This is a genomic window from Pigmentiphaga sp. GD03639 (genome assembly GCF_029845405.1).
Classification (GTDB): Bacteria; Pseudomonadota; Gammaproteobacteria; order Burkholderiales; family Burkholderiaceae_B; genus Pigmentiphaga; species Pigmentiphaga daeguensis.
This window is the reverse complement of sequence record NZ_JAOCLR010000013.1, coordinates 1-16,292: the sequence shown is the minus strand read 5'-3', so window position 1 is coordinate 16,292 and position 16,292 is coordinate 1. Positions and strand designations below refer to the sequence as shown.

17 protein-coding genes are annotated in these 16,292 nt (G+C 68.9%); 14 read left to right on the top strand and 3 right to left on the bottom strand.

The genetic code is table 11. The features are described from left to right. Window positions 1-3: 3 nt before the first annotated feature. The 5 genes from N5K27_RS15200 to N5K27_RS15180 all read left to right on the top strand — a co-directional run bounded on the left by N5K27_RS15200 (window position 4) and on the right by N5K27_RS15180 (window position 7,715). Window positions 4-1,830 carry a chemotaxis protein CheA gene (locus N5K27_RS15200; protein ID WP_087841486.1) on the top strand — a complete coding sequence of 609 codons (1,827 nt, stop codon included), beginning with the start codon at window positions 4-6 and terminating at the stop codon, window positions 1,828-1,830. A 194-nt stretch (window positions 1,831-2,024) separates the two neighbouring features. Further along, complete coding sequence (flhB, locus tag N5K27_RS15195) at window positions 2,025-3,194, top strand: flagellar biosynthesis protein FlhB (protein WP_279817380.1); 1,170 nt, start codon at window positions 2,025-2,027, stop codon at window positions 3,192-3,194. Next, complete coding sequence (flhA, locus tag N5K27_RS15190; RefSeq protein WP_279817378.1) at window positions 3,191-5,278, top strand: flagellar biosynthesis protein FlhA; 2,088 nt, start codon at window positions 3,191-3,193, stop codon at window positions 5,276-5,278. Before flhB ends, flhA begins: the two co-directional genes overlap by 4 nt. 37 nt (window positions 5,279-5,315) lie before the next feature. Next, on the top strand, window positions 5,316-6,950 hold the full coding sequence (flhF, locus tag N5K27_RS15185) for a flagellar biosynthesis protein FlhF (protein WP_279817376.1): 1,635 nt from the start codon (window positions 5,316-5,318) through the stop codon (window positions 6,948-6,950). 42 nt (window positions 6,951-6,992) lie between these two features. Further along, window positions 6,993-7,715, top strand: a complete 723-nt coding sequence (locus N5K27_RS15180) for an RNA polymerase sigma factor FliA (RefSeq protein WP_087841482.1) — start codon at window positions 6,993-6,995, stop codon at window positions 7,713-7,715. Between the two features lie 9 nt (window positions 7,716-7,724). Here the strand turns inward: N5K27_RS15180 and N5K27_RS15175 are convergent, their stop codons facing one another. The 3 genes from N5K27_RS15175 to flgA all read right to left on the bottom strand — a co-directional run bounded on the left by N5K27_RS15175 (window position 7,725) and on the right by flgA (window position 9,266). Next, entirely contained in the window at window positions 7,725-8,081 is a 357-nt protein-coding gene (locus tag N5K27_RS15175; RefSeq protein WP_087841481.1) for a hypothetical protein, read from the bottom strand. Continuing rightward, a complete protein-coding gene (flgM, locus tag N5K27_RS15170) occupies window positions 8,078-8,368 on the bottom strand; it encodes a flagellar biosynthesis anti-sigma factor FlgM (RefSeq protein ID WP_279817374.1) in 291 nt (96 codons plus the stop codon). The genes N5K27_RS15175 and flgM overlap by 4 nt, the downstream gene beginning before the upstream one ends. Before the next feature lie 178 nt (window positions 8,369-8,546). Then, window positions 8,547-9,266: a flagellar basal body P-ring formation chaperone FlgA gene (gene flgA, locus N5K27_RS15165; RefSeq protein ID WP_087841479.1), complete on the bottom strand. Its 720-nt coding sequence runs from the start codon at window positions 9,264-9,266 to the stop codon at window positions 8,547-8,549. Between the two features lie 176 nt (window positions 9,267-9,442). Here flgA and flgB point away from each other — a divergent pair, with 176 nt between their 5' ends. From flgB to N5K27_RS15120, 9 genes are all read left to right on the top strand, one after another. After that, entirely contained in the window at window positions 9,443-9,862 is a 420-nt protein-coding gene (gene flgB, locus N5K27_RS15160) for a flagellar basal body rod protein FlgB (RefSeq protein WP_087841478.1), read from the top strand. A gap of 16 nt (window positions 9,863-9,878) precedes the next feature. Beyond that, window positions 9,879-10,289, top strand: coding sequence for a flagellar basal body rod protein FlgC (flgC, locus tag N5K27_RS15155; RefSeq protein ID WP_087841477.1), 411 nt, complete (start codon window positions 9,879-9,881; stop codon window positions 10,287-10,289). Window positions 10,290-10,341: 52 nt separating this feature from the next. Continuing rightward, the gene (locus tag N5K27_RS15150) at window positions 10,342-11,001 is read left to right on the top strand and encodes a flagellar hook assembly protein FlgD (RefSeq protein ID WP_087841476.1); all 660 of its coding nucleotides are present in this window, start codon (window positions 10,342-10,344) and stop codon (window positions 10,999-11,001) included. 57 nt (window positions 11,002-11,058) lie between these two features. Beyond that, window positions 11,059-12,318, top strand: a complete 1,260-nt coding sequence (flgE, locus tag N5K27_RS15145) for a flagellar hook protein FlgE (RefSeq protein ID WP_279817372.1) — start codon at window positions 11,059-11,061, stop codon at window positions 12,316-12,318. Further along, window positions 12,318-13,061 carry a flagellar basal-body rod protein FlgF gene (flgF, locus tag N5K27_RS15140; protein WP_087841474.1) on the top strand — a complete coding sequence of 248 codons (744 nt, stop codon included), beginning with the start codon at window positions 12,318-12,320 and terminating at the stop codon, window positions 13,059-13,061. Before flgE ends, flgF begins: the two co-directional genes overlap by 1 nt. Window positions 13,062-13,132: 71 nt before the next feature. Then, window positions 13,133-13,915: a flagellar basal-body rod protein FlgG gene (flgG, locus tag N5K27_RS15135; protein ID WP_087841473.1), complete on the top strand. Its 783-nt coding sequence runs from the start codon at window positions 13,133-13,135 to the stop codon at window positions 13,913-13,915. 10 nt (window positions 13,916-13,925) lie between these two features. Next, window positions 13,926-14,633: a flagellar basal body L-ring protein FlgH gene (locus N5K27_RS15130; RefSeq protein ID WP_087841472.1), complete on the top strand. Its 708-nt coding sequence runs from the start codon at window positions 13,926-13,928 to the stop codon at window positions 14,631-14,633. An 11-nt stretch (window positions 14,634-14,644) separates the two neighbouring features. After that, the gene (locus tag N5K27_RS15125) at window positions 14,645-15,766 is read left to right on the top strand and encodes a flagellar basal body P-ring protein FlgI (RefSeq protein WP_087841471.1); all 1,122 of its coding nucleotides are present in this window, start codon (window positions 14,645-14,647) and stop codon (window positions 15,764-15,766) included. Continuing rightward, on the top strand, window positions 15,766-16,292 hold a 527-nt coding region (locus N5K27_RS15120; protein ID WP_279817367.1), incomplete at its 3' end, for a rod-binding protein. The genes N5K27_RS15125 and N5K27_RS15120, both read left to right, overlap by 1 nt.

The window sequence follows — 16,292 nt, the reverse complement described above, 5'->3', positions numbered from 1 at the left end:
CGAGTGTCAGCCTTCTCCGACATGCAGGACCTGCTTGCCGATTTTCTGACCGAGGCTTCGGACCTGCTCGACGACGTCGACATCGGCCTGGTCGAGCTGGAGCAGCGTCCCGACGACGCCGGCCTGCTCAACCAGGTGTTCCGGGGTTTCCACACGGTCAAGGGCGGGGCCGGGTTCCTCGAGGCGACGCCGCTGGTGGAGTTGTGCCACCGGGGCGAGAACCTGCTGGACCTGCTGCGCGGCGGCTCGCTGCGCATCACGCCGGAAATCATGGACGTGATCCTGGCCGCGACGGGAGAAGTGCGGCGCATGTTCTCGGAAATGGAGCGCGGGGCGATGCCCGAGCCGGCGCCCGCCGGGTTGCTGCTCGCGCTCGAGGCCGCCGCCATGGGCGAGACGGTCGACACCAGCACGCTGCGGACGGATTCCCTGCCGGCCGCGGCCGCGGCCGAGGCCTCGCGCGTGCTGGCCCACGCCGCCGCGCCGGCCCCGCGGGCGGACAGCGAGCCGGACTGGCTGGGCTACTACCGCGCCGCATTCGGCGACCCCCCGGGGATGCAGGTCGAGGCCCCGGCGGCGGCCGAGGCAGGCGCGCCGGCATCGTCGCGGCCCTATCGCCCCGAGATGCTGGCCCCCGCGGGCGGCGCGCAGGCCGTGGCCAAGGACGCGACGATACGCGTGGATACGGCGCGCTTCGACCAGATCCTGAACCTGTCGGGCGAGATCGGCCTGACCAAGAACCGGCTGTCGTGTCTGCGCGACGCGCTCCTGGGCACCAGCCGCCGGGACGACGCGGCGGCCGAGACGCTGGATGCGGTCTTCAGCCAGCTGGATACGCTGGTTTCCGACCTGCAGTCGGCCGTCATGATGGCGCGCATGCAGCCGGTCGGCCGGGTGTTCCAGAAGTATTCGCGCCTGGCGCGCGACCTGGCCCGCCAGCTGGGCAAGGACGTGGAGCTGAACATCACCGGCGGCGAGACCGAGGTCGACAAGACCATCCTGGACGAGCTGAACGACCCGCTGGTGCACCTGATCCGCAACGCCGTCGATCATGGCATCGAGACCATGGTCGAGCGCCGTTCGGTCGGCAAGCCCGCGCGCGGCACGGTCCACCTGTCGGCCCGCCAGACGGGCGATTCCATCGTGATCGAGGTATCGGACGACGGCCGCGGCATGGATCCCGACGTCATCCGCCGCAAGGCCATCGAGAAAGGCGTCATCAGCGCGGAAGACGCCGCCGTGCTGGACAACGCCCATTGCCTGCAACTGATCTTCCTGCCGGGGTTCTCCACCCGCAGCGAGGTCAGCGACCTGTCGGGGCGCGGCGTCGGCATGGACGTGGTCAAGACCAACATCGAGAAGCTCAAGGGGCAGATCGACATCCAGTCCGCGCCGGGCATGGGGTCGCACATCGTGATCTCGCTGCCGCTGACGCTGGCCATCCTGCCCGTGCTGATGCTCAAGCTGGTGGACCAGCCCTACGCCATTCCGCTGTCCGTCGTGCGCGAGATCATTCCGCTGCGCCAGGAGGAAATGCACACGGTGGGCAGCAACCAGGCCTTGACCATACGCGGCGAGATCCTGCCGGTCATCGACCTGGCCGTCCTGCTCGGGCGCCAGCGCGAAGAGCCGCCGTCGCTGGCGGTCGTGCTGGCCTACGGCGAACGCCAGCTGGTCCTGGGCGTGGACGGCTTCATCGGCCAGGACGAGGTCATGATCAAGCCGCTGGAAGGCATCCACCCCAAGGGCGTGGCCGGCGCGACCCTGTCGGGCGACGGCACGCTGGTGCTGGTCCTGGAGATGAAGCAACTGCTGGAAGGGGTGTTTTGACCCCCGGGCGCCGGCAGGCCTGCCGCGGGCGCGAGTAGCGGCGCTTTCCGGGGTCTGTTTCGGGCTTTGTCCGCGCAGGCCATCGCGAATAATCCATACGCCTACATGGCTGGGGCGGCGCGCGTTCGCCTGGCTGGCGTGAGGCCGCCGGGGGCGCGGATAGCGCGCCGGCGTTCGTCGATATCCGGAATACCGTGGCAGATAACCAGGAAAGCGGCCAGGAAAAAACCCTGGCACCGTCCCAGCGGCGGCTGGACCAGGCCCGCGAGGAAGGGCGCGTCGCGCGTTCGCGCGACCTGTCGGGCGCGGTCGCGACCTTCGCCTGCGTGGCGGCGCTGGCCTTGGCGGGGGCGGGCATCGCCGATCGCGCCATGACCTGGATGAAGACTGCTTTCGCCACGGCGGCGGGAACGGCCGCCGTCACGCGCGACGATGCGATGCTGCTGAAGTCGTTGAACGAAGTGCTGGCCGATGCACTGCTGGCGATCGCCCCCATCCTGGCGGCCGGCATGGCGGCGGGTATCCTGGGTTCGATCGGGTTGGGCGGGCTGGTGCTGTCCGGCAAGGCGCTGGGCCCCGATTTCAGCCGGCTGTCGCCGCTCAAGGGCTTCGGCCGTATCTTTTCCCTGGCCGGGCTGGGCGAACTGGGCAAGTCCATCCTGAAGGTCCTGGTGCTGGGCGGCGTGGCCGGGCTGCTGGTCTGGCATGGCTCCCAGGGCTGGCTGGCACTGGTCCTGCCGTCGCCTCCGCGGGCCCTGGCCGAGCTGGGCGGGATGCTGTCGAATCATGCGCTGGTGCTGGCTGGCGCGCTGTTCGTCATCGCGGCGGCCGACGTGCCGCTGCAATGGTGGAACCACCACAAGAACCTGCGCATGACCTTCGAGGAAGCCAGGCAGGAGAACAAGGAAACCGAGGGCGACCCTCACGTGAAGGGGCGCATCCGCCAGTTGCAGCGCGATCGGGCGCGCTCGCGCATGATGCAAGCGGTGCCCACGGCCGACGTGGTGGTGACCAATCCGACCCACTATGCGGTCGCGCTCAAGTACGACGACAAGCGAATGGGGGCGCCGCGCTTGGTGGCCAAGGGGACGGACGGCGTCGCCGCGCGCATCCGCGAGCTGGCCGGGCAGCACAAGGTGGCGGTGCTGGAGAGCCCCAGGCTGGCCCGCGCCCTGTATCGCCACGCCGACATCGACCAGGAAGTCCCGGTGGCGCTGTACCGAGCGGTCGCGCAGGTGCTGGCGCACGTCTACCAATTGCGGGACTACGTGTCCGGACCGCCGCCCGAGCTGCAGCCGGTCGAGATCCCCGCGGGTTGGGATCCGCTGGATGACGCGCCGCTGCGTCGCGGAGGGCGGGCATGAGCGGCCGCAGCCTCAAGCTGGGCGGGTTGGAGTTCAATTCGGCGCAGCTGCGCGAACTGGGCATGCCGGCCTTCATCCTGCTGGTGCTGGGGATGATGCTGCTGCCCCTGCCGCCGCTGATGCTGGACCTGCTGTTCACCTTCAACATCGCGATCTCGCTGCTGGTGCTGATGGTGGCCACCTATACGAAGCGGCCGCTGGATTTCGCGGTATTCCCCAGCGTGATCCTGGTCACCACGCTGCTGCGCCTGTCGCTGAACGTGGCGTCCACGCGCGTGGTGCTGCTGCACGGCCACAGCGGCCCCGATGCCGCGGGCAAGGTGATCGAGGCCTTCGGACAGTTCCTGGTAGGCGGCAACTTCGCCGTGGGCGTGGTCGTGTTCCTGGTGCTGGTCATCATCAACTTCGTCGTGATCACCAAGGGCGCGGGCCGGATCGCCGAGGTGTCGGCGCGGTTCACGCTGGACGCCATGCCGGGCAAGCAGATGGCGATCGACGCCGACCTGAATGCCGGGCTGATCGACGAAGCCACCGCCCGCAAGCGCCGTAGCGACGTGGCCCAGGAAGCCGACTTCTACGGCGCGATGGACGGCGCGTCCAAGTTCGTGCGCGGGGACGCCATCGCCGGCATCCTGATCCTGTTCGTGAACATCATCGGCGGCCTCCTGATCGGCGTGGGCCAGCACGGCCTGAGCTTCGCGGAGGCCGGACGTGCCTACGTGCTGCTGTCCATCGGCGACGGCCTGGTCGCGCAGGTGCCGGCGCTGCTGGTGTCCATTGCCGCCGGCCTGATCGTGTCCCGCGTGGGCGAGGGCGAGGACATCGGCACCGAGGTGGGCAAGCAGTTGCTGGGCACGCCGCAGGCGATCGCCCTGTCGGCCGCGATCATCGGCATGCTGGGCCTGGTGCCGGGCATGCCCAACCTGGCATTCCTGACGCTGGCGGCGGGCCTGGGCGGGCTGTCCTGGCGCATGGCGCGGCTGCGCAGGCGCCAGGCCGAGACGGCGGCCGCGCCGCCCGTGGTCGACGAGCCGGCGGAGGCGCAGGAGGCCAGCTGGGACGACGTCACCCAGGTCGATACGGTGGGGCTGGAGGTCGGCTACCGGTTGATCCCGCTGGTGGACAAGACCGGCGACGGCGACCTGTTGAAACGCATCAAGGCCCTGCGCAAGAAATTCGCCCAGGACGTCGGCTTCCTGCCAGCGGCCGTGCACATCCGCGACAATCTCGAATTGCGCCCTGGCGGCTATCGCATCACGCTCAAGGGCGTGGCGATCGGCGAGGGCGAGGTGCAGACCGGCGGCTTCCTGGCCATCAACCCGGGCCGTGTGACCCGCGAGATCCCGGGTTCTCCCACGCGGGATCCGGCGTTCGGGCTGCCGGCGCTGTGGATCGAGGCCACCGCGCGGGAGGCGGCGCAGGCCGCCGGCTATACCGTGGTCGACATCGGCACCGTCATCGCGACCCACCTGTCCCATCTGCTGCACAACCACGCCGCCGACCTGCTGGGCCGCGCCGAACTGCAGGCGTTGTGCGACCACTTCACGCGCGGCACGCCCAAGCTGCTGGAAGACCTGGTACCCAAGCTGATCTCGATGGCTACGCTGCAACGGGTCCTGCAATCGCTGCTGGACGAGGGGGTCCACATCCGCGACTTCGGCACCATCGTCGAGACGCTGTCCGAGCACGCGGTCCATACCCAGGATCCGGTCGAACTGGTCGGGGCGGTGCGAGTCGCGCTGGGGCGGGCCATCACCCAGGGGATTTTCGGCGCCAACGGCGAAGTCGACGTGCTGGCGCTGGACCCCGAGCTGGAGCGCATACTCCAGACCATCAGTTCCAAGGCCGGCGAGATCGGCGCCATCGAGCCCGGCCTGGCCGAACGCCTGTTGAGCGAAGCCGCCGCCGCGGTCGAGAAGATGGATGCCGTGGGCAAACCCGCCGCGCTGCTCGTGCCCGACCGCCTGCGCCTGGCCCTGGCTCGTTTCTTCCGCCGTTCCGTGCCGCGCCTGAAGGTGCTGGCGCATTCCGAGATTCCCGAATCCCGCCTGATCCGCGTCGCATTGACGCTGGGAGGGCGCTGAGCATGTCCATCCTCTCTAGCTTCCAGGTATCCGCTCCATGAAGTTCCGCAAATTCATTGCTGCCTCCACGCGGGATTGCCTGCGCATGATGCGCGAAGCCCTGGGCGCCGATGCCATGATCGTGTCGACCCGGCGTACCACGGCAGGGGTCGAGGTGGTCGGCATCCGCGCGCAGGACATGCCCACGGCAGACGAGGTCGCGGGCGAGGTGGCCCACGTGGCCGTCGCCTCGGCGTCGGCAGTCGATCCTTCTCGAGAGGAACAGGCTGCCCGGCCGGCCCTGTGGGACGACATGGAGGACGAATCGGTGCGCCTGTCGCCGGCGGCCCGGGTGCTGGCGCAGCATGACGAGACGCCCGGGCGCGCGACACCGGCCACCCAGGCGCAGCCGGACGCCGCCGCGGCCGAGCCGCCGCGCGTCGAATGGCCGCGCCTGCAGGAAGGCCAGATTCCGCACCTGGTACGCGCGGGCGGCGACTATGCCGATCCGGCGCACGCCATGGCGGTGGCCGCCGCCGACGGCGGCGCGGACAAGCCCGTGCTGCGCCTGGGCGTGAGCCGTCCGGCCGCGGACCGGCGCGCGGCGCCCCGCGCCAACGGGACTGCCGATCGTCCGGCGCGGCCCACGGGGCAGGCTGCGCCCGCCAAGCCGGCGGCTCCCGCGACGGTGACCGCCAGGCTGGATGAACAGGATCGCGCCGAACTGGCGAGCCGGGTAGCCGATCCCATCGTCAGCGAGATGCGCTCGATGCGCGGCTGGCTGGCGCACCAGATGGACGCGATGGCCTGGCGCGACAGCACCCAGCGCCACCCGCTGCGCCGCGAGCTGTGGCGGCGCATGGTCGACTGCGGTTTCACGCCGGAGCTGGCACGCAGCGTCGCGTCGCGCCTGCCGGCCTCCCAGGGCGTGGACGACGTCGAGCGCTGGCTGGCCGAAGTGCTGGTCCGCAATCTTGCCTGCGTCGACGCCGAAGCCAGCATCGTCGCCCAGGGCGGGCGCTACGCCATCGTCGGCCCCACGGGGGTGGGCAAGACCACCACCACCGCCAAGATCGCGGCCCACTGCGTGGTCAGGTACGGCGCTGGCGCGCTGGGATTGATCTCGACCGACCAGAACCGGATCGGCGCGGTGGACCAGCTCCACACCTTCGGCCGTATTCTCGGCGTCGAGGTCTATGCGGCCAAGGGCGCCAGCGATCTCGACGTCCTCCTGGCCAGCATGGCGGACCGCAAGCTGGTCCTGATCGACACGGCAGGCATGAGCCAGCGCGATACGCAGATCGCGCGCCACCTGCAGGCCATCTCCGGCGAAGGAGTCAAGCGGCTGCTGGTGATGCCCGGTGGCTCGCATGCCGAGCAGGCGGAGGACATCGTGAACGGCTATTCGGCCGGCGGGCTGGCGGGCATGGTGGTGTCCAAGCTGGACGAAGCCGTGCGCCTGGGCGGCGTGCTGGACGCGGCCATCCGCCATCGCGTGCCGTTGCACTACATGACCAACGGCCAGCGCGTGCCCGAGGACATCCATGTTGCCAACGCGCGGCTGTTGGTGCACCGGGCGCTGCGCGTGCGCAACGCGCCGGTGTTCGCGCTGGAGGCCGAGGAGCTCGACTGGGCGTGCGCGGCCGCGGTGCCGCCGGTGGAGTCCGCATCGTCGCAGCCGGCGCAGGCCTGACCATGGGACACCCCCGTTCCGAATTTTCCCCGCGAGAGATGAATGTATACGCGTGAAGGAACCCTGGCGCGCGAGACCAACGTCGAACAGTACGTGCCCATGGTGCGCCGGATGGCCCATCACATGGTGGCACGGTTGCCCGCCAGCGTGCAGATCGAGGACCTGATACAGGCCGGCATGCTGGGCCTGCTGGATGCGCTGGGCCGCTTCGAGGAAGGGCTGGGCGCGCAGTTCGAAACCTACGCGACCCAGCGCATACGCGGCGCCATGCTCGATGAGCTGCGCCGGGGCGACTGGCTGCCGCGCAGCGTCCGGCAGGTCCAGCGCAAGATCGAGGCGGCCATGCATCGCAGCGAGCAGAAGCTCGGCCGCTCGCCCACCGACACCGAGATGGCGGCCGAGCTGGAGGTGGGGCTGGCCGAGTACCAGCAGATGCTGGTCGATGCCCGCGGCGTGCAGTTGTTCCACTACGAGGATCTGGAGAGCGGCGAGGATGCCGACGACTACCTGGATCGGCATATGTCCGCCGACGGTTCGGGCGATCCTCAATCGAGGCTGTCGGACCGCCGTTTCCGCGAGGCGGTGGTGAACGGCATTGAGCGCCTGCCCGAGCGCGAAAAGCTGGTGATGGGTATGTACTACGAGCAGGAAATGAACTTCAAGGAGATCGCCGCGGTGCTGGGCGTGACCGAGTCGCGGATCTGCCAGTTGCATTCGCAGGCGGTTTCGCGTTTGCGCACGCGCCTGAAGGAGTGGGGGCGCTGAGGCTCGTGTTCAGCGCGACAACTGGCCGGAGGCGGAGTAGGACAGCTCGGCCCCGCTGATGCGCGCCAGTGCAGCGTAGCGGGCCGAGGCCGACACGGTATTGAGCGTGGACAGTTCGGCGCCTATTTTCAACGGGAGCGCTGCTTCGGCCAGGCGTTCGCGCCAGGCCTGCCGCACTTGCGGCTCGGCGGCCTGCAGGCCGGGCAGGGCACGCGGGATGGCGCGCTGCACTTCCAGCACGCGCAGGCTGAGGTCCTGGGTGGCGGCGTCGATGCGCTGGGTGTCCGCGCCGGCGACGGCCTGGGCCAGCGACTTGCCGGCGGCGCAGCAGCGTTCGACGATCTGGGAGAATTCGTCGGGGGTCATGATTGGCGCGCCAGGCCGCTTTCGATTTCCAGCAGGCGGTCGGCGACGACCTCGGCGTTCACGGTGAATTCGCCGTTGCGAATGGCCTGCTTGATGCGCTCGACGTTCTCGGCGTTGAAGGGAGCTTCGCCCGCCGGCACCTGGTTGGTGGCCAGCGCCGACAGCTGGACCTGGTCGAGCCCCGATCCGCCGGCGGGCGCCGGGGCGGGCGTCGCGGGACGGGCTTCCGTGCCTGGGGCGGACCGGGAAACCTTGATTGAATCGGGACCCTTTGGGGTGATCTTCACGTTGACTCCATCTTGCTGCCGCTGTGGAGTGGTCGCGCCAACCCCGGCAGATGAGGCAATTATCGGCGCCTGCGTCCCGAACTTTAGCATCGGCGCGCCGGGCGCGGGCGTATTGCGCTACAGGATGTAAGCACTGCGTGGGCGGCTTCAAGAGCCGGCGCCGCCCGGGGAACATGCCCTAGAGATTGACTTCGATTTCCCGGTCCTCGCGCAGGATGCCCGCCACGGTGCGGCCCGAATCGAGCTGGACGCGCGCCGTCTGGCCCGGGCTGGCCGGGTGCAGCATCCGGCCGGTGGCCTTGATGACGAAGCCCGCTCCAGTCAGCACCACCTGCACGGGGTCTCCCGGTCCGAGGTGGGCACGCGACTGCACGGCCGATGGCGGAATGGGTTCGCCCGCCTTCAGCGGACGCGTGACGGTCGAGCCCTCGAGCTGGCGTGGATCGGTGGCGACGCCGCGGGGCCAGGCCGCCACGTTCACCTCGGCCAGCGACCAGTCGCTTTCGCGCAGCACGGTCCCGGCGGGCAGGGGGCGGCTGGGAACGGGCACGGGCACGAGCAGCGCGACCTCGGCCGGGATGCGGATCTGCCAGGGCTGGTGCGCGCAGCGCAGGCCGATCGAGGTCTTGCCGGTGGGCCTGCCGCCGGCAGGCAGGAACACCTGGGGCGCGCAGGGGGCCTGGGCGATGCGTTCAGCGGCCTGCTCCTGGATGTGGATGTCCAGGCGGCCGCCCAGCGTGGCGGCCGCGGCGGCGGCGCGCGCTTCGAGCAACTGGCGGCCGCGCTCGAGCAGGTCGGCGGCGGACGGCGAGGTGCCGGGCGTATCCGCCCAGGCGGGAAGCTGCGCCAGGCAGGCCAGCAGGAGCGCCGCGACGGTCGCGCGGCCGGACCGTTTCATGGAGCGGCTCTCCGGGATTTTCGAGGGACGCGACACTCTATCGCGCCCCGGACGGCCGGAAGGTGAAAACAAGGATGAAAAAGATGCCTTACTCCGCCTTTGTTCATGGCAGGGAATCCGAATAATGGCGATACCTGCGAAAGGGCCCGGTACCGCACGCAAGGACAGGAGGTCATGTGATCAGCCGCATAGGCGACGAACTGATGTTCAACGCGCAAGCCCTGGAGCTGCGTGCCCGCCGCCAGGAGGTCCTGGCGGCCAACCTGGCCAATGCCGAGACGCCCAACTACAAGTCGCGGGACTTCGATTTCGGCGCCGCGCTGCGGGCCGCCACGGGCACGCCGGAGCCCGATGCCGCGCAGGCGCCGCTGCGGATGGCCGCCACCGATGCCCGGCACCTGCGGGGCGACGCCGGGGACGGCCTGCCGGTGGCATTGAAGTACCGCACGCCCACGCAGGCCTCGATCGACGGCAATACCGTCGATCCGGACCTGGAGCGCACGCGCTTCGCCGACAACGCGCTGCGCTACGACGCCGCGCTGCGCATGTTGAACGGGCAGGTCCAGACGCTCCAGCGTGCGATCCAGAACAACTGAACGAGGCACTATCCCCATGTCCATGAGCAAGGCATTCGAGATCGCCGGTTCGGCACTGACCGCCAACAGCCAGCGCCTGAACGCGGTGGCCAGCAATCTCGCCAACGCCGAAAGCGTGAGCGGGCCGGACGGCCAGGTCTACCGTGGCCGCAAGGTGGTGTTCGAGTCCTATCTCGTCCCGGGCGCCGTGGCCGGCGGCAACGGCGTGCGCGTAAGAGAAGTGCTGACCGATCCCTCGCCGCCCAAGCGCATCTACGATCCGAAGCATCCCATGGCCGACGCCGAGGGCTACATCAGCATGCCCAACGTCGAGGTCGTCGATGAAATGGTCGACATGATCGCCGCCTCGCGCGCCTACCAGACCAACGTCGAGGTCATGAACACCGCCAAGACCTTGATGCAGAAAACACTGACGCTGGGCACCTAGCCCCAGACGCCGGGCCGCCCGCGGAACGGGCGCCCTTTAGCAAGGAATCCGCATGGCCGTTTCCAACGTCAACAGCAACACCGGGGCCGGAGCCTCGGGCAACTCCCTGGCCGCGTCGTCCGCGGAGGAGCTGTCCAACCGCTTCCTGACCATGCTGACCGCGCAGATGCGCAACCAGGACCCGCTCAACCCGCTCGACAACGCCGAGCTGACGTCGCAGCTGGCCCAGATCAGCACGGTCACCGGCATCAGCCAGCTCAACACGACCATGCAGTGGCTGGGCTACAGCATGGGAAGCCTGCAGGCCACCCAGGCGGCATCGTTGATCGGCCGCAAGGTCATGCTGGCCGGCGACGGCCTGACCCTGGCCGACGGCAAGGCCGAAGGCGGCTATGTGCTCAGCATCCCGGTCGAGAGCGCCGAGCTGGTCGTGAAGAACGCCGACGGCATCGAGGTCGCGCGCAAGAAGCTGGCCGACGTCGATGCCGGCGTGCATGCCTTCACCTGGGACGGCAAGAATGCGAAGGGCGACACGCTGCCCGACGGCGACTACAAGTTCGAAGTGCAGGTCGGAGAAGGCACCAAGGTGGGGGCGGCGCCGCCGCTGAGCGTGACCCAGATCACCTCGGTGCGTCCGTCCTCGGGCTCGACCACGGTGGTCGATGCCAAGGGCAATCTCGTCAACCTGTCCGACGTCTACCAGGTCTGGTAGTACGGCGCGTCCTGCCCCGCTTCCGGATACAAATCAGATAGTGCAAGGAATCCAGCGATGAGCTTCCAACAGGCATTGAGCGGCCTGAACGCCGCCGGCAAGAACCTCGACGTGATCGGCAACAACGTCGCCAACGCCAACACCGTGGGCTTCAAAGCCGCGCGCGCCGAGTTCGCCGACGTCTACGCGTCGACGGTGCTCGGCACCTACTCGAACAACATCGGTATCGGTACGAAGCTCAACTCCGTCACCCAGATGTTCACCCAGGGGGCGATCTCGGTCACGTCCAATCCGTTCGACGTCGCCATCTCGGGCGAAGGCTTCTTCCGCATGGACAACGCCGGGTCCATCGTGTATTCGCGCAACGGCCAGTTCCACCTGGATGCCAACGGCTATGTCGTCAACGCCAACGGCCTGCGCCTGACGGGCTATGTCGCCGATGCCAACGGCAACATCAATGCCGCCCAGCCCCAGCCGTTGCGGCTGACGGTCAGCTCCATCGAGGCCCGCGGCACCTCCGAGGTCACGCAAGGCTCGGTGCTCGATTCCCGCGCCGACGCGATCGACCGCACCGTCAAGCCGTTCAATCCCGAGGACTCGACCACCTACACCCATGCCACGTCCATCGCGGTCTATGACTCGCTGGGCAATACGCACACGCTGTCCACGTTCTACGTGAAGCGTGAACCGGGCCAGTGGGAGGTCTATACCGCGTTGAACGGCAAGGTGACCAACACCGACACGGACGGCGACGGATTGCCGAACGGCGCGCCGCTGGTGTTCGACGCATCGGGCAAGATCGACCTGGCTGCCTCGAACAACGGCGTGTTCCAGGTCAACGTCGACGCCGCCACGCTGGGCACCGGCGCGACCGGGCTGAGCATCAACTACAACATGGCGTCCACTTCGCAGACCGGCCAGGCCTTCAGCAACGAGCTGCAGCGCCAGGACGGCTACACCTCGGGCCGCCTGACCAGCTTCACGATCGACGAAAACGGCATCCTGAAGGCCAACTACTCCAACCAGCAATCGCGGGCGCAGGGCCAGATCACGCTGGTGTCCTTCGTCAATCCCCAGGGCCTGGTCTCGGCCGGCAGCAATAATTTCCTGGAAACGATCCTGTCCGGCGGCCCGCGCATCGGCGTCCCGGGTTCGAGCAACTTCGGCACCGTGACTTCCGGCGCGCTGGAGGATGCCAACGTCGACCTGACCGGCGAGCTGGTGAACATGATCACCGCCCAGCGGGTCTACCAGGCCAACGCGCAAACGATCAAGACCCAGGATTCGCTGATGCAGACCCTGGTCAACATGCGCTGATGGACAGGGCCCTCTACATTGCCGCGACCGGCGCCCGCGAACTGATGCGGCGCCAGGACGTGCAGACCAACAACCTGTCGAACGCGCTGACGCCGGGGTTCCGCGCCGAGATCGCGGCCCAGCGGACGGCGCCGGTGGTCGGCGGCCCGGGCCTGCGGACGCGGGCCTATGCGGTGGAATCGACACCCGGCGCAGACCTGTCGGCCGGCGCGATGATGGCGACCGGGCGCGAACTGGACGTCGCGATCCAGGGCGACGGCTGGTTCGCCGTGCGCACGGCGGATGGCGGCGAGGCCTATACCCGCGCGGGCGGCTTCCAGACCACCGCGGACGGCATGCTGGTCGACGCGGCCGGGCGCCCGGTGCTGGATCCGAACGGCGAGCCCATCCTGATTCCGCCCGATACCAAGGTGCAGGTCAATACCGACGGCTCGATCTCCTCCGTCCCCGAGGTCGACCGGGTGCAGGCCGCCCAGATCGCCAACCTCAAGCTGGTGAACCCGCCGGGGAATACGCTGGCGCGCGGCGCGGACGGCCTTTTCCGCCTGCGCCAGGGCGGCATCGCGCCGGCGGCCGACGGGGTGCGCGTGGCGGGCGGCATGCTCGAGGGCAGCAACGTCAACGCGGTGGAGACCATGGTGGGCATGATCGCGGCGGCGCGTCACTACGACGTGCAGATACAGCTCATGCAGAACACCGACCAGAACCAGCGCTCGGCCACACAGATATTGAGCATGACCTGACCGCGGGGCCTCCCCGGGCGGTGAAGGAATTTTGCGTAGTGCGGCGCATGCCGCGATAAGGATCGAACATCATGATGCGTTCCCTCTGGATCGCCAAGACCGGCCTGGATGCGCAGCAGACCCAGCTGGACGTCATCTCGAACAACCTCGCCAACGTCAGCACCAATGGCTACAAGCGTTCGCGCGCCGTGTTCGAGGACCTGCTCTACCAGACCATGCGGCCGGCCGGCACGCAGACCACGCAGCAGAACCAGGTGCCCGCGGGGCTGACGCTGGGAACCGGATCGCGGCCCGTGGCCACGGTGCGCAACTATGCGCAGGGTGCCCTGCAGCAGACCAGCAGCAGCTTCGACCTGTCGGTCAACGGCGCCGGCTTCTTCCAGGTGCAACTGCCCGACGGCACGCTGGCCTACACGCGCGACGGCAGCTTCCAGATCGACAGCCAGGGCCAGCTCGTGACCAACAACGGCCTGGTCATCGATCCGGGCATCGTGGTGCCGGAGGGCGTCAAGGAAGTCGCCATCGGCCAGGACGGGGTGGTGACCGCGACGGTGGCGGGCCAGACCCAGCCGGTCCAGCTGGGCCAGCTGCAACTGGCCACCTTCATCAATCCGCCGGGCCTGCAGCCGCTGGGCCAGAATCTTTTCGGCGAGACCGCGGCCTCGGGCGTGCCGGTGGTCAACGTGCCGGGGTTGAACGGGGCGGGCCTGATCAACCAGGGATATGTCGAGGCGTCCAACGTCAACGTGGTCGAGGAACTGGTCGGCATGATCCAGACCCAGCGCGCGTACGAGATCAACTCGCGGGCCATCACCACCGCCGACCAGATGCTCCAGCGCATCTCGCAGCTCTGAGGAAGGCGGGATGAAGCAAGCGTTCAGGCCCCGTCGTGTCCGTGGCGCCAGGGCCCTTGCCGGGATGACGATCCTGGCGGGGCTGGCCGCGTGCGCCACGCCCAAGGTAGACATCGACGGGCCGACCACCGCCCGGCCGCTGGACCCGGTGGCCTACAACGCGAATCGCCGGCCCACCGGCGGCATATTCGGTTCCGCACCCGGCTATCGCCCGCTGTTCGAGGATGTGCGGGCGCGCAACATCGGCGATACGCTGGTCGTGCGGCTGGAAGAGCACATCAATTCGTCCCAGCGCAACAATACCTCGGCGCAGCGCTCGGCTTCGGCATCGGCCGGAATCCCTTCCATCAACAAACTGCCAGGGTCCGGCATCCTGCGCGGCCTGGGCGTGGAAGGCGAGAGCGAGAACCGCTTCAACGCCCGGGGCGAGACCGGCGCGTCCAACATCCTGTCGGGCACGATCACCGTGACCGTGGTCGAGGTGCTGTCCAACGGCAACATGCGCGTCTCGGGCGAAAAGCAGATCGGCACCAATCGCGAGACCGAACGCGTGCGCTTCTCCGGCGTGGTGAATCCGGCCCACATCGTGGGCGGCAATTCGGTCAGTTCGACCCAGGTCGCCGACGCACGCATCGAATACCGAGGGCAGGGCGCGATCGACGAGGCCCAGACGGTGGGCTGGCTGTCGCGTTTCTTCTACTCGTTCCTGCCGTTCTGAGCGCGCGCATCATGAATCGTCATCCGTTCACCGCCGCCTGCCTGCGTCTGGCCGTGGCGCTGCTGTGCGCGTTCCTCGTGCCGGCGGCCCAGGCGGCGCGGGTCAAGGACCTGGCCAATGTCCAGGGAGTACGCAACAACCAGCTGGTGGGATACGGCCTGGTCGTGGGCCTGGATGGCACGGGCGACCAGACCACGCAGACGCCGTTCACCACCCAGTCCCTGATGTCCATGTTGTCCAACCTGGGCATCAACGTTCCTCCCGGCACGCGGCTCCAGCTCAAGAACGTGGCGGCGGTGATGGTGACCGCCATGCTGCCGCCGTTTTCCCAGCCCGGCCAGCAGGTCGACGTGACGGTCAGCTCCATGGGCAACGCCAAGTCCCTGCGCGGCGGCACGCTGCTGCTGACGCCGCTCAAGGGACTGGACGGACAGGTCTATGCCATGGCCCAGGGCAGCGTGTCGGTGGGCGGAGCGGGCGCGTCGGCGGCGGGCAGCCGCGCCCAGATCAATCATTTGAGCGCGGGCCGCATTCCGGCCGGCGCCACGGTGGAGCGCGACGTGCCGACGCCGTTCTCCGACGACGGCGCCCTGCGGCTGGAATTGACCACGGCCGATTTCTCGACGGCACGCGCGATGGTGGAGACCATCAACCGCCGCATCGGTCCGGGCACCGCGACCGCGCTCGACGGCCGGGTCATCGAGTTGCGCGCGCCTTCGTCTCCCGACGCCCGGGTCGCCTTCATGGCGCAGGTCGAGGACCTGGAAGTGGCGGGCAGCCGCGCGCCGGCGCGCGTCGTCATCAATGCGCGTACCGGTTCGGTGGTGATGAACCAGAGCGTGCGCCTGGCGCCGGTGGCCGTCGCGCACGGCAACCTGAGCGTCACGGTCAGCGCGGCGCCGGTGGTCAGCCAGCCAGCGCCTTTCTCGGGCGGACAGACGGTGGTGACCGAGCGTGCCGACATCGAGATCAAGCAGAGCGGCGGCGCCATCGTGCACCTGGATGGCGGCGCCCAGCTGGCGGAGGTGGTCAAGGCGTTGAACCTGCTGGGCGCCACGCCGCAGGACCTGATCTCCATCCTCCAGGCGCTCAAGACCGCGGGTGCGCTGACCGCTGAACTGGAGATCATCTGATGACCAAGATGGACAGCGCGATGCAGCGGGGCGGCATGGCGATCGACGCCCGCTCGCTGGAAAACCTGAAGCTGCAGGCGCGGCGCGACCAGGCGGGTACCGTCAGGCAGGCCGCCCGCCAGTTCGAGGCCCAGTTCGCCCAGATGCTGCTGTCGCAGATGCGCCAGTCGTCGATGGCGGGCGATGGTCCGCTGGCCCAGGCGCTGAACAGTCCCGCCTCGCAGACCTGGCGGGGAATGCTGGACCAGCAGCTGGCGCAGAAGCTGGCCGGCGTGGCCGAGGCGGGCAGCGGTCCCGCGCCGGCGCGCAGCGGCCTGGGGCTGGCCGACATGCTGGAGAAACAACTGACGCGTCCTGTCGTGTCGCCGGAGTCCCTGCGCCGCACCGGACTGCCGCTGTCGATGTCCACCCTGGAGCTGGCGCGGGGCCGCGCCACGGGCACCCCTGCCACGGCGACCAGCGGCATGATAGGCGGGATGGAAGCCGCGGCGCTGGCGGGGGGATCGGCCTCCCCGCGGCGCATAGA